The sequence below is a fragment of the Nonomuraea sp. NPDC050783 genome (assembly GCF_040802095.1).
Lineage (GTDB): Bacteria > Actinomycetota > Actinomycetes > Streptosporangiales > Streptosporangiaceae > Nonomuraea.
Window position 1 is genome coordinate 87,710 of sequence record NZ_JBFAHK010000027.1, and the last position, 13,769, is coordinate 101,478.

Annotated in this window: 16 protein-coding genes and 1 pseudogene; 2 read left to right on the forward strand and 15 right to left on the reverse strand. The window is 66.6% G+C overall.

Annotated elements, in window-relative coordinates; translation table 11 throughout:
- The first annotated feature begins 3 nt into the window (after positions 1-3).
- Positions 4-876 carry a phage capsid protein gene (locus tag AB0H75_RS43295; protein ID WP_367806558.1) on the forward strand — a complete coding sequence of 291 codons (873 nt, stop codon included), beginning with the start codon at positions 4-6 and terminating at the stop codon, positions 874-876.
- 998 nt (positions 877-1,874) lie between these two features.
- On the opposite strand, the gene AB0H75_RS43300 is transcribed toward AB0H75_RS43295, so the two are convergent.
- The gene (locus tag AB0H75_RS43300) at positions 1,875-2,267 is read right to left on the reverse strand and encodes a hypothetical protein (protein ID WP_367806560.1); all 393 of its coding nucleotides are present in this window, start codon (positions 2,265-2,267) and stop codon (positions 1,875-1,877) included.
- Between the two features lie 250 nt (positions 2,268-2,517).
- Here AB0H75_RS43300 and AB0H75_RS43305 point away from each other — a divergent pair, with 250 nt between their 5' ends.
- The gene (locus AB0H75_RS43305) at positions 2,518-2,769 is read left to right on the forward strand and encodes a winged helix-turn-helix domain-containing protein (RefSeq protein WP_367806562.1); all 252 of its coding nucleotides are present in this window, start codon (positions 2,518-2,520) and stop codon (positions 2,767-2,769) included.
- Between the two features lie 165 nt (positions 2,770-2,934).
- Here the strand turns inward: AB0H75_RS43305 and AB0H75_RS43310 are convergent, their stop codons facing one another.
- The 14 genes and pseudogenes from AB0H75_RS43310 to AB0H75_RS43375 all read right to left on the reverse strand — a co-directional run.
- Positions 2,935-4,497 carry a recombinase family protein gene (locus tag AB0H75_RS43310; protein ID WP_367806564.1) on the reverse strand — a complete coding sequence of 521 codons (1,563 nt, stop codon included), beginning with the start codon at positions 4,495-4,497 and terminating at the stop codon, positions 2,935-2,937.
- A 47-nt stretch (positions 4,498-4,544) separates the two neighbouring features.
- Positions 4,545-5,480: pseudogene (locus AB0H75_RS43315) on the reverse strand (YifB family Mg chelatase-like AAA ATPase); the annotation flags it as partial.
- Positions 5,480-5,833: a YraN family protein gene (locus AB0H75_RS43320; RefSeq protein ID WP_367806566.1), complete on the reverse strand. Its 354-nt coding sequence runs from the start codon at positions 5,831-5,833 to the stop codon at positions 5,480-5,482. The gene AB0H75_RS43320 and the pseudogene AB0H75_RS43315, both read right to left, overlap by 1 nt.
- A 557-nt stretch (positions 5,834-6,390) precedes the next feature.
- Positions 6,391-6,714 carry a DUF2469 domain-containing protein gene (locus AB0H75_RS43325; RefSeq protein ID WP_219511909.1) on the reverse strand — a complete coding sequence of 108 codons (324 nt, stop codon included), beginning with the start codon at positions 6,712-6,714 and terminating at the stop codon, positions 6,391-6,393.
- A gap of 39 nt (positions 6,715-6,753) precedes the next feature.
- Positions 6,754-7,422, reverse strand: a complete 669-nt coding sequence (locus tag AB0H75_RS43330) for a ribonuclease HII (RefSeq protein WP_367806568.1) — start codon at positions 7,420-7,422, stop codon at positions 6,754-6,756.
- 51 nt (positions 7,423-7,473) lie between these two features.
- Entirely contained in the window at positions 7,474-8,067 is a 594-nt protein-coding gene (gene lepB / locus AB0H75_RS43335) for a signal peptidase I (RefSeq protein WP_367806570.1), read from the reverse strand.
- Positions 8,067-8,927 carry a signal peptidase I gene (lepB, locus tag AB0H75_RS43340; RefSeq protein ID WP_367806572.1) on the reverse strand — a complete coding sequence of 287 codons (861 nt, stop codon included), beginning with the start codon at positions 8,925-8,927 and terminating at the stop codon, positions 8,067-8,069. The genes lepB (AB0H75_RS43335) and lepB (AB0H75_RS43340) overlap by 1 nt, the downstream gene beginning before the upstream one ends.
- A 154-nt stretch (positions 8,928-9,081) precedes the next feature.
- Positions 9,082-9,444, reverse strand: coding sequence for a 50S ribosomal protein L19 (gene rplS, locus AB0H75_RS43345; RefSeq protein WP_367806574.1), 363 nt, complete (start codon positions 9,442-9,444; stop codon positions 9,082-9,084).
- A 154-nt stretch (positions 9,445-9,598) separates the two neighbouring features.
- Complete coding sequence (gene trmD / locus AB0H75_RS43350) at positions 9,599-10,378, reverse strand: tRNA (guanosine(37)-N1)-methyltransferase TrmD (RefSeq protein ID WP_367806576.1); 780 nt, start codon at positions 10,376-10,378, stop codon at positions 9,599-9,601.
- Complete coding sequence (rimM, locus tag AB0H75_RS43355) at positions 10,378-10,878, reverse strand: ribosome maturation factor RimM (protein WP_367806578.1); 501 nt, start codon at positions 10,876-10,878, stop codon at positions 10,378-10,380. The genes trmD and rimM overlap by 1 nt, the downstream gene beginning before the upstream one ends.
- Before the next feature lie 68 nt (positions 10,879-10,946).
- Positions 10,947-11,192, reverse strand: a complete 246-nt coding sequence (locus AB0H75_RS43360; RefSeq protein ID WP_043634919.1) for an RNA-binding protein — start codon at positions 11,190-11,192, stop codon at positions 10,947-10,949.
- 1 nt (position 11,193) lies between these two features.
- Entirely contained in the window at positions 11,194-11,637 is a 444-nt protein-coding gene (gene rpsP / locus AB0H75_RS43365; protein ID WP_367806580.1) for a 30S ribosomal protein S16, read from the reverse strand.
- Between the two features lie 206 nt (positions 11,638-11,843).
- Positions 11,844-13,403 carry a signal recognition particle protein gene (ffh, locus tag AB0H75_RS43370; RefSeq protein ID WP_367806582.1) on the reverse strand — a complete coding sequence of 520 codons (1,560 nt, stop codon included), beginning with the start codon at positions 13,401-13,403 and terminating at the stop codon, positions 11,844-11,846.
- A 57-nt stretch (positions 13,404-13,460) separates the two neighbouring features.
- On the reverse strand, positions 13,461-13,769 hold a 309-nt coding region (locus tag AB0H75_RS43375; protein WP_367806584.1), incomplete at its 5' end, for an ATP/GTP-binding protein.

The window sequence follows — 13,769 nt, forward strand, 5'->3', positions numbered from 1 at the left end:
CATATGAGCATTACTCCCTCCCAGGCCAACAGCTTCATCGCGGAGTACTGGTCTGCGATTCTGCTTACTAGCCTGCGTAAGAACGCGGTTGTGTCTTCGATGTTGGCAACCAATCGTGACTATGAAGGCAACGTGCGCCAGGGCTCCAAGGTGCATATCAACAGCCTGGTAGACCCCACGGTTTCCCCATACACGGGCGGGCCGATCACCACCACCCGACTTTCCACGGAAGACGCTGAGCTTCTAATCAGCGAGGGCGACTACTTCAGCTTCACTGTGAAGGACGTGGAGCGGGTTCAGGCTGCTGGCGATCTGGCGATGACTGCAACTGCTGCGGCGGGCCGTAAGCTACTTGAGGTTGCAGACCAGTATGTTGCTTCGCAGATGATCGCGGAAGCAGGCGCCAAGAACGTCCCGATTAGCATTCCCTCCGGCACTAATGCTGGTGATGCTCTCTATGATGCCGTGGTCGATAACGTCGTACAGGCTCTAGATAACAATGACGTTCCCGAGGACCGGCGTTTCCTGATCGTCACTCCGCGACTCAAGGCGATGCTTCTAAAGTCTCCCAAGTTCATCGACGCCTCTCAGTACGGCAGCACTGATGCCATCATGAATGGCGAGATCGGCCGTTTCGCTGGTCTCACGGTTCAGATGACCACAAATATCCCGCAGACTACTCTCGGAACTCCGGACGTGGATCTGATCGCCGGTCATCCGATGGCAACAACATACGCCAATCAGATTCAGGAGACCGAAAGCCTGCGTGACCCGTCCGATTTCGCGGACATCGTTCGCGGCCTACATGTGTACGGAGCAAAGGTGATTCGCCCTTCGGCGCTTGTTACCGCGAAGGTTACAGTCGCCACTACCTGATGCACGTCGATTAGCCCCCGTCTCGGCGGGGGCTTTTCCTGTATGGGGAGGGGGTATCCCCATGATCCGGAAAAAAGAGAACAGTGGAGGGGCTGTTCCTCGCGGTGCGTACGGGTCTGGGGTTTTCCGCTATCTGTTGCCGCAGGCCCCGCCATCTGCATATATGGCTTACGTTTGACGGCAGAAACGCCCCAAAGAACAACCAAAAAAGAAGCCCCTCCCAGCCAGGAGGGGCATTTCGTTCTTGGTAGCTATGATGGCATCACTCTCGCCTTCGGAGTTTGCGCCACCATCTTCGCCAGGCGGGTTGCAAGGTGGTTCTCGCCACCGTCCCACTCGGTTCTTGTTCCGACGTTTCCGCGCCATCCTTTGCGCGGTAGGTCAGCGTAAGCTCACCAAGAAGCCGGTTCTTCCAAGTCATCGATGCTAGCTTGTGAGCATCACCCTTCGCTATAAGGCGTAGGATCCCTAAGAATGCCCCAATTACTAGCGCGACGCCAATAAGAAGACCCGAACTTATGAGACTGCTGACCACTGATGTGATCGCAGTCTCCATGGTTCGCTAGATGCGGCCCTGCGTCAGGGAAGCACCCATTTTCGCCTCCTCTCAAATCGTTCTTTGACCGCGCCCTTCAACGGTCGGAACTCTGCCCGAGATAACTCGGTACTTATACGGGCTTGCGACTAGGGCCTGGAAAGCCGTCCTAGGGGTCCGGCTCCTGGCCCCACCGTGCAGATCCCTTGGTGCGACGCGCGAACGCCGCTACCGCTGGTCTCAGCACGGATTTATCGTGTGAGCCATGGCCATGGTAGACGAAGATCGCCCGGTGGGGCGTCAAAGTAGGACAGGCGTGGCTCCCCGGGTCTGTGAGCACATAACGAAAGCCCCCTAAGGCCACCTGACCTTAGGGGGCTCTGCGTTCTGGGAGCGTCTGGTGCCCCCAGCTAGCCGGGGTGTAGTTGGGTAGGCGCACACGGCTAGCCGGGGGCGGCTTGTGTCAGCCCGTCTTAGCGGAGCTGAGGTATTCGCCCGTCTCCCATTGGCCTACGGCCAGACCGAGAGGGACGGGGGGAAGCTTGTCGAACTTGCCTGCCTTTACCCCGGCGACGAACAGGTTCCAATTGGTGTCTGTTGTCTCGACGCTCGGGGACCGCCTGCGAATAGGATCGTCAACGGTGAACACGACGGCGTTGCCGTCGCGCTCAGGCTCATATGCGTCGGCCTTGATCGCCATGAGGAAGCTATCCCATGCGTGCTCTGTCACTTGGATGATGTGGCCGGGATTGTCGGTCTCGCACACCTGAATCTCGCGCGAACGGACGACTCGGCGGGCGCCAACACAGTTGCCTTGACTGCTGCTGGCGATGGTCCAGCCATCGGGGGTCATCATGTGTCCGGGTCTTCCTGCTCGTCTCGGGGATCATTACGGCCAGCTCTAGACGCCCGATCCCGTAGCCACGCAACACGCGCCTCATCTGCCATCTGTCGCAACCGGACCGCGATGGCGCGCAGTTCCGGCGACAGGTCATGCAAGAACTGATCCATGCCCTTCATGGTATGGCAGCTAGCTGCCCATAGCTATGGTAAATGCGGCTCGCCGTAGGTATCTATCATTGCTGCGGCTGCCTACGGTGTCCGACATGGCCGATCTTGACCGCCGCAAGCCGCTCTGGCCGCAGATATTCGAGGACATCAAGGGGCAGATCGAACGCGGAGAGCTGGCGCCTGGTGACCGCGTGCCCGGTATCCACGCGATCATGACCACGTACGGCGTTACCAACTCGACGGCTCAGAAGGCGCTCAAGGCGTTGAAAGAGGGCGGCTGGGCTGAGGGATGGTCCGGATCAGGGACGTTTGTGGTTGAGCATCCGCCGATCGAACCGGCCGAGTAGGCCGGATGTGATCACGCTCCGCGCTCGCCGGCACTTGTGTAACCCCTGATCAAGAGTCGATGGGGCCGTTTAGATGCCCTACGCAGAGTATATGTAGGTTTCTTTCGACATCTCCCGGCTTGGAGCACAGGAGAGCCCCCGCCCAAGCGGGGGCCTGTCAGCTTCCTACAGCCTTGTGCCGAGTCTCGCCAGCTCGTCAAGGTCGGGGATCACTAGATGGATCATCGGTGGCGTGTTCCGCTTGCCAGCCCCATCGGGGCCTAGCGCGTACGTGATACCGCCGACTGTGGCCGTAGGCAGGTCGGGCCACTCGTCAGGGCTCCGCAGGTCCGGCCACTTCAGCATCTCTATGCGGACTTCCGCCGATCGAAGGAACTGCCCCCGACCTTCTGTGTCGAGGCGCCCCCAGTACTCCCCGAAGGTCTCGCCGGTCGGCTGCCATTCGATGGCTGCCGGGCGTGATGGCATTGCTTCGAGCTTTGCGATGCGTTCGTCTAGGGCGCTGATCTGCGCCATGACGGCCTGACGGCCCGCCTTAGAGGTCATGACCCCTAGTTGCTCCGATAGCTCCCCCACTGCCATCTGAGCTTGCTCTAGCTCCTCGCTGTGGTCCTCGCCTGGCACATGGACCTTGACATGCCGTTCTAGGTGCCCGATGCGTTCCAGGATCGATTCCTCTACGCGCGCTTCCAGCACTTCGGCCCTGACACTGCCGTTGCCGCAGGACAGACCAGATACGGCCTTAGCCGAGCACCGGTAGGAGAACCGATCGCCGTGCGACGACGGGTTTCGATACAACGGCCTTGCGCACACAGCGCAGTATGCGACCTGCAACAGAGGTGAACCGCCTCTGCGGTTCCCCGCCCGCTTGTTGCTGTTGCGGTCAAGCGTGGCCTGTAGCCGTTCCCACTCCGACAGGGAGATCAGCGGCTCTGCCCGCTGGACGGGAAGCCCGTCACTGCCTCTGATCACACTGCCGTCGTCAGTCATGTAGTGGCCGAGCAGCGTCTTGGAACGTAGAAGCTTGATCAGGTTCCCGACGCGCCACAGAGCGTGTCTCGGCTCCTTTCCTGCCTGCTGTAGCTGCCAATCCAGGCTTGTCGGGATGCCCTCTCGGTTGAGGTGTGCGACGACGCTGTTTGCAGACTGCCCGCCGATGATGCGCGAGACGATGTCACGCACGATCGGCGCCGTTTGCGGGTCCGGCTGGAGTCGGTGACCGTCCCCACCCTTGACGGCCATGTAGCCGTACGGGAGTCGCCCGCCGCGATGCTTCCCCTGTCTGACGTTGTGGTCATACGCCTGCTTGGCGCGTGCCCGCATGGTCTTTCCCTCGAATTCTGCGAACACGGCAAGGATGGTTGCCACCATGCGCCCTACGTCAGATGACAGGTCGATTCCGTCGTCTATGGCGACGATCTCTATACCGTGGTCGTCGGCCCACCGCAGGAGTTCTAGGAAGTCGAGCGCGTTGCGCGCTAGCCGGTCGAGCTTCCAGCACACAATCACGTCGTACTCGTCGGGCCTGTCAAGCCATGCGGCCAGCTCTGGCCGATCCCACGGGCCTTTGGTGATCGCGGACACGTCGAGGTCTTCGGCGTAACCGACCACGCGGGCGTCTTTCAGGTCCGCCCATCCGTCGATCTTGGCTCGCTGACGAGCTGGTGAGCTTGTGTCATCAGTCAGGTTCGACAGTCGAATGACGCCTAACACGCGCTTGGTTCCCATGTCGGGAAAGCTAGCTGACTTGCGTATAGGCGTCAATCTGACTACTTTGACTCGTCCATGAACAGGACTCCTCTGTGCGCGAGGGACACCGCCCCGGGGCGGACGACCGTGCTGCCGCCGCCGACGATCGCGGCCGCCGTCGCCGTGTGGTGCGGGGCGACGAACGGTGGCCTGCTCGTCATGGGGGCGCTGGGCGGCAGGACGCCCGCGACCGAATGGATGGCCGTCACCTCCAGGGCGTGGTCGAACTCCAGGTCGGGCAGGAGCGTGGGGAGGCGTTCGGCCAGCATGGTCTTGCCGGTGCCGGGCGGGCCGAGCATCCAGAGGTTGTGGCCACCGGCGGCGCATACTTCGAGTGCGCGGCGGGCGACCGGCTGGCCGACGACGTCCGCGAGGTCGAGGGCGGGGCCCGTGGCCGTGGCGGCGGGCTCGGCGGGCTGCTCCGGATCGGGCTCGGGCGCCGCCTCGTCGCCCTTGCGCAGCCACTCCACCAGCTGGCGGAGGCTGGCCATCGGGATCACCTTGACGTCGGGCACCAGGGCCGCTTCCGCGGAGTTGGCGGACGGGACGACGACCGTGGCGTCGCCGTGACCGGCGGCGCCGAGGACGGCGGGCAGGACGCCGCGTACGGGCCTGATGCGGCCGTCGAGGCCCAGCTCGCCCAGGAAGAACGGGTCCGCTACGCGCCCGGCGGGAACCACGCCGGCCGCGCCCAGGATCGCCATCGCGATGGCGAGATCGAACTGGGAGCCGCGCTTGGGGAGGGTGGCCGGGAACAGACTGACGATGATGCGGGCGTCGGGCCACGGGTACATGCTGTTGACGACCGCCGACCGCACGCGGTCGCGGGCCTCGCTGAGCGCGGCGTCGGGGAGGCCGATGAGGTGGATGCCCGCCAGGCCGTTGCCCACGTCGGCTTCGATCTCCACCGTGCGGCCCGTCACGCCGACCAGGGCCACGCTGCGGGTGCGGGCCACGGCCATCAGATCGCTCCCCGGATGTGGCGCAGGGCGAAGTCGCCGGCGAAGCGCTCCAGGGCGATGACGTCCACGCGCACGGCGTCGAACGTGCGGGACTGGGCCGACAACCACTTGGCCGCGAGCAGGTGGAGCCTGGCGAGCTTTCGTCTGCTCACCGACTCCAGCGCCGTGCCGTGGGATCTGCTGGAGCGGGTTTTGACCTCGACGACGATAAGGGTCGTGCCGTCCTCGGCGATGATGTCTATCTCGCCGTGGCGGCAGCGCCAGTTGCGGTCGATGATCGTCATTCCCTTGGCCTGCAGGTAGGTCGCGGCCAGTTGTTCGCCCTGCTTGCCGAGCTCGTCCTTAGTGGCCATGTGGCGCCTCCGTCGGTCGTGGGGATCCTGCGATGGATCGACCTTGGCGGAGACGGGGTGGTGGCCGTGGGGCCGAGCGGGATTCTGGGGATGACGAGGCGCAGGAGCCCTGGGCCTGTGGATAACCGTTGCCGGTTCGCGGCGGAGGTGATGAGCCCGTCCTCGGGCAGTGGCCGCCGGCACCCGCGGCGAGGCTCGGCGAGAGGGCGGCGGGAGGGCGACGGGTCGGACCCGCGCGTACGTAGGTACGGGGTCACCGAGCAGGGGGGCGCGCGGGGTCAGGACGAGTGCCGGCGGTCACGTGATGACGCCGTGCACCGGCAACGCCGGCACCGGCCCGCCCGCGGGCGGGCGCGTCGAGAGTCCGGACGGTCCGCGAAGGGAGAAGCAGGGCCCGCCCGAGGGCCCGGGCACGCGCCGAACCGAGCCAAGCCCAACCGAGCCGAGCTGAACCAAACCGAGCCGAACCGAGCCAAGCTGAGCCGAACCGAGCTGAGCCATGCTGAGCTGAGCTGAGCTGAAAGGGCGCTGTCACCCGGAACCCCTGGTCTACCGGGCTACCCGGAGAACCCCTCCTTGGGCATTTCCAGATCGGCCTTCGCCAGCTCCTCCACGTTCACGTCCTTGAACGTGACCACCCGCACGTTCTTCACGAACCGCGCCGGCCGGTACATGTCCCACACCCAGGCGTCCTGCATCTTCACGTCGAAGAAGACGTCGCCGTTCTCCGCGGTGCGGACCTCCAGATCGACGGAGTTGGTCAGATAGAACCGCCGCTCGGTCTCCACGACATAGGTGAACAAACCCACGACATCGCGGTATTCGCGGTAAAGCTGCAGCTCCATCTCGGTCTCGTACTTTTCGAGATCCTCTGCGCTCATCGCGGTCCTCCTGTCGTACCGGTCCCCCGGCGTACCTGCTCAGGCAACCCCGGCCCCCATTTCATTCTCACCCATCCCCCTGGCCACCGTGACGAAGGAGTAACGGTGGTCGGGGCACGGGCCGTGCGTGCCCAGTGCCCGCCGGTGCCGCTGCGTCACGTAGCCCTTGTGCTCGGCGAAGCCGTACTGCGGGTAGCGCTCGTCGAGCGCCACCATCAGGCGGTCCCTGGTCACCTTGGCCACGATGGACGCGGCCGCCACGCACGCGGCCACCTGGTCCCCCTTCCACACGGCCAGCGACGGCGCCGGCAGCCCCGGCACCGGGAAGCCGTCCGTCAGGATGTACTCCGGGTCACAGGGCAACTGCGCGACGGCCCGCCGCATTCCCGAGACGTTGCACTTGTGCAGACCTTTGGCGTCGATCTCCCCTGGAGGGATGATCACTATGCCTACGTGGGCGGTGCGGACGATGCGGTCGTAGAGCCGTTCGCGTACGGCCGGCGCCAGGAGCTTGGAGTCGCCGAGGCCGTCGATCCGCCGGCGCAGGACCACGGCGGCGACGACGAGCGGGCCGGCGCAGGCGCCGCGGCCGGCCTCGTCGACGCCCGCGATCGGGGTGAGGCCGCGGCGGGCCAGCGCTCGCTCATAGGCGTAGAGCCCGGAATCGCGCCGGACGACGCTCGGTCGAGGGCGGAACGCAACTGTCATGACACAGGCAGCGTACGCCCCATTCGCCGCAGCCCGCGACCGAAAGCCCCTCTACTTGACGTTGTCGAAAATGTCGGGACGCGAGAAGAGATAGCCGCGCGACAGCGGCCAGTAGCGCACCACGGCCTTGCCGATCACGTCGTTCTCCGAGATGAAGCCGCCCCCGGGCTCCTTCTGATGGGCCCGCGAGTCGGCCGAGGCACTGCGGTGGTCGCCCATCAGCCACAGCTTGCCGGCGGGCACGGTGACGTCGAATTTATCGCCAGAGGCGAAATCGCCGGGGTGGAGATAGGACGCCTCGTCCAGCGCCGTGTTGTTGACGGTGATGCGCTTCTTGGCGTCGCAGCACTTGACGTGGTCACCGCCGACGCCGATGACACGCTTGATGGTGTCCTCGCCGTTCCAGCCCTTGAACACCACGATGTCGCCGCGCTCGGGCTTGCCCGCGAGCTTGTTGACGAACACGCGGTCGTTGATCAGCAGGGTGTTCTCCATGGACTGGGACGGGATGTAGAACGAGCCGACCACGAAAGCCTGCAGCAGCAGCGCGATCCCCACCCCGAGGACCAGCAGCAGCAGCGTCTCCCGGAAGCCGCCCTTCTTCTTCTCTTTCCCCACGCCCTCCGCCTTCTTGGTGACGGCCATCAACGCCTCCTCGACCGCCGGCGCCGACGGACCAGCACCAAGGGTACGGCCAGCCCGAACCCGGCGACCAGCGGCACCGACCCGCCGAGGGCCTGGAGCGCGGGCTGGCCGAAGGTGTCGGGGATGTCCAGCGAGCCGGCCCGGTCGAACGGCCAGACGATGACGAAGGCCCGCCCGATGACCTGGCCCTCAGGGATGGAGCCCCCACCGGGGTCGCCCGTGTGGGAGCGGGAGTCGAGCGACACCGACCGGTGGTCGCCCATCACCCACAGCCGCCCGTCGGGCACGGTGATGTCGAAGAACCGGTCGGAGGGCACGTTGCCCGGGTAGAGGTAGCTCTCCTCGTCGATGGGCGTGCCGTTGACCGTGATACGCCCCTTGGCGTCGCAGCACTTGACGTGGTCGCCGCCGACGCCGATGACGCGCTTGATGTAGTCCTTCTCGCCGGGGATGACGCCGAAGGCCGTGCCGACCCACCGGAAGAACCCTTCGACCGGGTTGGACGGCTCTTCGAGCTGGAACTCGCCGTCCCAGGAGTCGACGCCGGAGAAGACCACGACGTCGCCCCGCTCGATGTCGCGCGTGTGGTAGACGAGCTTGTTGACCAGCACCCTGTCGTTCTTGAGGAGGGTGTTCTCCATCGACTCCGAGGGGATGTAGAACGCCTGCACCACGAACGTCTTGATGATCAGGGCGAGCACCAAGGCCACCACGATAAGAACGGGAAGTTCTTTCCAGAACGACCCCTTCTTCTCCTTCTTTCCGCCCTTGGCCGGTTTCTGAGTCTCTTCCGCGACCACGTCCACCTCGTCCTCGACAGGGCGGCGCGCCGCGCCGTGCTCCTGGCTCTCGCTAGTCATCGCTGACGAGCCTAGATGATGCGTCGGCTCGACAAGCCTCGACCGACGTTACACCCATGCACGGGTCGCTCCACATAAAAGAAACGCCGCCGTAAAACCGGAACGACCCGTGCCACACGGGCACGGGTCGTTGCGGAAAGGCCGCGGAGCGGACTTACTTGGCGGCCGGCGTCTCGCGCTTCTCGCGGATGCGGGCGGCCTTGCCCCGCAGGTCGCGCATGTAGTAGAGCTTGGCGCGGCGGACGTCGCCACGGGTGACCAGCACGATCTTCTCGATCACCGGGCTGTGCACCGGGAAGGTGCGCTCGACGCCGACGCCGTAGCTGACCTTGCGGACCGTGAAGGTCTCGCGGGCGCCGCTGCCCTGCCGGCGCAGCACGAAGCCCTTGAAGACCTGGATGCGGGACCGGTTGCCCTCGACGACGCGTACGTGGACCTCGAGCGTGTCACCGGGGCGGAAGGCCGGCACGTCGCCACGCAGGGTCGTCTTCTCGAGCTCCTGGATCTTCGTGTGCATGAGAGTCATTCCTCAAAGTTCGTGGGCATGCGGAGGTCCACTCGGCCGAGCTCTGACGAGAGAGCGCAGCAGCGAAGCGGACACGCTTGCTGTCGGATGACCCGGGATAGCTCTCCGGGCATGCGCTAGCACCCTCATGACGAGAGGCAGCGATTCAGTCTGCCACATCTTCCCGCTCGACGCGAAACGACAGCTCCTCCAGCAGCTTCCTGTCGTGCTTGTCGAGCGTCGCGGGGTCGAGCGCCGCCGCCAGGTCGGGCCGGTTGCGGACGGTGCGCCGCAGCGCCTCGTCCCGCCGCCACCGGGCGACCTTGCCGTGGTGCCCGGACAGCAGCACGTCCGGCACCTCGTGGCCGCGCCAGACCGGCGGCTTGGTGTAGACGGGGCCCTCGACGAGGTTGCGCATGGAGCCGGGCGCGAAGGAGTCGTCCACGGCCGACTGCGCGTTGCCCAGCACGCCGGGCAGCAGCCGTCCGATCGCCTCCACCATGACCAGCACCGCGACCTCGCCGCCGGCCAGCACGTAGTCGCCGATGCTGACCTCGTCCACGCGCAGCCGCCCGCCGTACTCGGCCGTGACGCGGGAGTCGATGCCCTCGTAGCGGCCGCAGGCGAACAGCAGCCACGGCTCCCCGGCCAGCTCCTGCGCCAGCTCCTGGGTGAAGGGCCGCCCGCTCGGCGTCGGCACGACCAGGCGCGGGGAGCCCTCTCCGATCACCGCGTCGATGGCCTCGCCCCACACCTCGGGCTTCATGACCATGCCGGGCCCGCCGCCGTACGGCGTGTCGTCCACGGTCTTGTGGACGTCGTGGGCCCAGTCGCGCAGCTGGTGGACGCGTACGTCCAGGGTGCCGCGCTCGCGGGCCTTGCCGATGAGCGAGACGTCGAGCGGCGCGAAGTACTCGGGGAAGATCGAGATGATGTCGAGCCGCATCAGAGCAGGCCCTCCGGCGGATCGACGACCAGCCGCCCCGCCGTCACGTCCACCTCGGGCACCAGCGCCTTGACGAACGGGATGAGCGCCTCCTCCTGCCCCTCGCGGCGCACCACGAGGAGGTCCTGGCCGTGGTGCAGGACGTCCGTCACCTCGCCCACGGGCTCGCCGGAGACGGTCTCGACGGCCAGGCCGATGAGCTGGTGGTCGTGGAACTCGTCGGGGTCGTCGGAGGGCTCGACCTCGGACGAGTCGATGACGAGCATGGTGCCGCGCAGCTCCTCGGCGGCGTCCCTGCCGACGACGCCCTCGAACGACAGCAGCAGGATGTCCTTGTGCCAGCGGCTGCCGGCGATCACGAGGGGACCGCGGCCGGCGGGGTCGGTGGCGACCGACGCGCCGGCGGCGAAGCGGCGCTCGGGCTCGTCCGTGCGCACCTCGACGGTGACCTCGCCGCGTACCCCGTGGGGACGGCCTATACGGCCGACGACCAGCTGCACGAATGTGCCCTTTCTAACGCGAGCGCCCCCACCGGTCTGCCGACCGATGAGGGCGCGGGAACCTGACGCTAACGGACTGCCTCGTGCAGGTCGAGCAGATCGACCCGCACGTACTTCCCGTCGGCCAGGGCGTTGACGACCGTGCGCAGCGCCTTGGCGGTGCGCCCGCCGCGTCCGATGACCTTGCCCAGGTCCTCGGGGTGCACCCGGACCTCCAGGACGCGCCCGCTGCGGATGCGGCGTGCGCGGACCCGGACATCGTCGGGATGTTCGACGATGCCCTTCACGAGGTGCTCGAGAGCCTCCTCGAGCACGTCAGGCCTCGCCCTCGGTCGGGGTCTCGGCGGCGGCCTCGGACTCGTCCTTCTTCTTGCTGGACTTGCGCGGCGTGGTGGCGGCCGTGCCGGTGTCGCCACCGGACAGCGTCTCCTTGGCCGCGGCCTCGTAGAGGGCGTGCCGGTCGGCCTTGGGCTCGGCGACCTTGAGCGGCGCCGGGGCGGGCTCGCCCTTGAACTTCTGCCAGTCGCCGGTGAGCTTGAGCAGCTTCAGCACCGGCTCGGTCGGCTGGGCGCCGACCCCCAGCCAGTAGGCCGCACGCTCGGCGTTGACCTCGATGCGCGAAGGCTCTTCCTTCGGGTGGTACAGGCCGATCTCCTCGATCGCCCGGCCGTCACGCTTGGTGCGGCTGTCGGCGACGACGATACGGTACTGAGCGTTGCGGATCATGCCGAGCCGCTTGAGCTTGATCTTGACTGCCACGGGTGTGGTCTCTCCTGCATTCGAGCGTGGGTGAGCGGCGCCGCGCCGAGTGGGGCACGACAGGACGACGCTCCAGGGACAAACGTGGCCCGCGGGTCGATGAGAGGGCGCCCGCCTGGTCACGGTGTTCCAACATGCCATTGTGCCAGACCGCCGCCACTGCGTACGACCACCCGCGGCAGGCGAGCGCAAAGGCTCGCCCAACGTCACTTCTGGCCGGGCAGCTTCAGCTTGGACGGGTCGAAACCGGGCGGCAGCTCCAGCCCCGGAGGCAGCTTGCCGTGCAGGTTGCCCAGCATGCCACCCGGCTTGGGCTGCGCCTGGCCGTCACCGGAGCCCGCGCCGGACGACGACTTCTCCAGCGCCGCCTTGCGCGGGTCGCCGCTGACCCGGCGTCCCTTCTTGTTCTTCTTCTGGGCCTTGGCCGCCTTGCCGCGCCCGCCCGGCATGCCGGGGATGCCCATGCCGCCCGCCACCCGCTTCATCATCTTCTGGGCCTCGAAGAAGCGGGTCACGAGGTTGCTGACCGCGCTGACCGTGACGCCGGAGCCGGCCGCGATGCGGGCGCGGCGGGAGCCGTTGATGATCTTCGGGTCCTGGCGCTCGGCCGGGGTCATCGAACGGATGATCGCCGCGATGCGGTCGAGGTCGCGGTCGTCGATGGCGTTGAGCTGGTCGCGCATCTGGCCCATGCCGGGCATCATGCCGAGCAGGTTCTTGATGGGGCCCATCTTCTGGACCATCATCATCTGCTCGAGGAAGTCCTCCAGCGTGAAGTTCTCGCCCGAGGTGAGCTTGCCCGCCATCTTGGCGGCCTGCTCCTCGTCGAACGTCTTCTGGGCCTGCTCGATCAGGGTGAGGATGTCACCCATGTCGAGGATGCGGGAGGCCATCCGGTCGGGGTGGAAGGCGTCGAAGTCTTCCAGCTTCTCGCCGGTGGAGGCGAACATGATCGGCCGGCCGGTGATGTGCCGGACCGACAGGGCCGCGCCGCCGCGGGCGTCGCCGTCGAGCTTGGTGAGCACGACGCCGTCGAAGCCGACACCCTCCATGAACGCCTGGGCCGTGGTGACGGCGTCCTGGCCGATCATGGCGTCCACGACGAACAGGACCTCGTCGGGCCGCACCGCGTCGCGGATGTCGGCGGCCTGCCGCATCATCTCCTGGTCGATGCCCAGGCGGCCGGCGGTGTCGATGATGACGATGTCGTGCTGCAGGCGCTTGGCCTCGTCGATCGAGTGGCGGGCCACCGCGATCGGGTCGCCGACGCCGTTGCCCGGCTCGGGCGCGTAGACGGAGACCCCGGCGCGCTCGCCGACGACCTGGAGCTGCTGGACCGCGTTGGGCCGCTGGAGGTCGGCGGCGACCAGCATGGGCGCGTGGCCCTGCTCGCGCAGCCACTTGGCCAGCTTGCCGGCCAGGGTGGTCTTACCGGCGCCCTGGAGACCCGCCAGCATGATGACGGTCGGCGGCGTCTTGGCCAGGCGGAGCCTGCGGGTCTCGCCGCCGAGGATCTCGATCAGCTCGTCATTGACGATCTTGACGACCTGCTGCGCCGGGTTGAGCGCCTGGGAGACCTCGGCCCCGCGGGCGCGCTCCTTGACCTGGGCGACGAACGCCTTGACCACCGGGAGCGCGACATCGGCCTCCAGCAGGGCGATGCGGATCTCCCGGGTGGTGGCGTCGATGTCGGCGTCGGACAGCCGGCCCTTGGCGCGTAGGGAGGAGAAAACCGATGTGAGGCGGTCGGAAAGCGTCTCGAACACGTGGTTGGCCAGTCCTCGAAGCGAATGAACGTCTAAGACTCCAGCCTATCCGCTTCCCTAGCCGCTCCAGCCTGGCACGGCCATCCGAACCGTCAGGGCGTGCTCGACCAGCTCGATCAGCGCCCCCTTGACGGACTCCTTCTTGCGCGCGTCGAGCCGGACCATGGGGATGTGCGGGGCCAGGGTGAGCGCGTCGCGCACCTCGGAGTCGCTGTGCAGGTATTGCCCGTCCCAGCCGTTGATCCCGACGATGAACGGCAGCTGCGCCTCTTCGAAGTAGTCGATGGCGGGGAAGCTGTCGGCCAGCCGGCGGGTGTCGACCAGGACGACCGCGCCGATGGCGCCGCGTACCAGGTCGTCCCACAT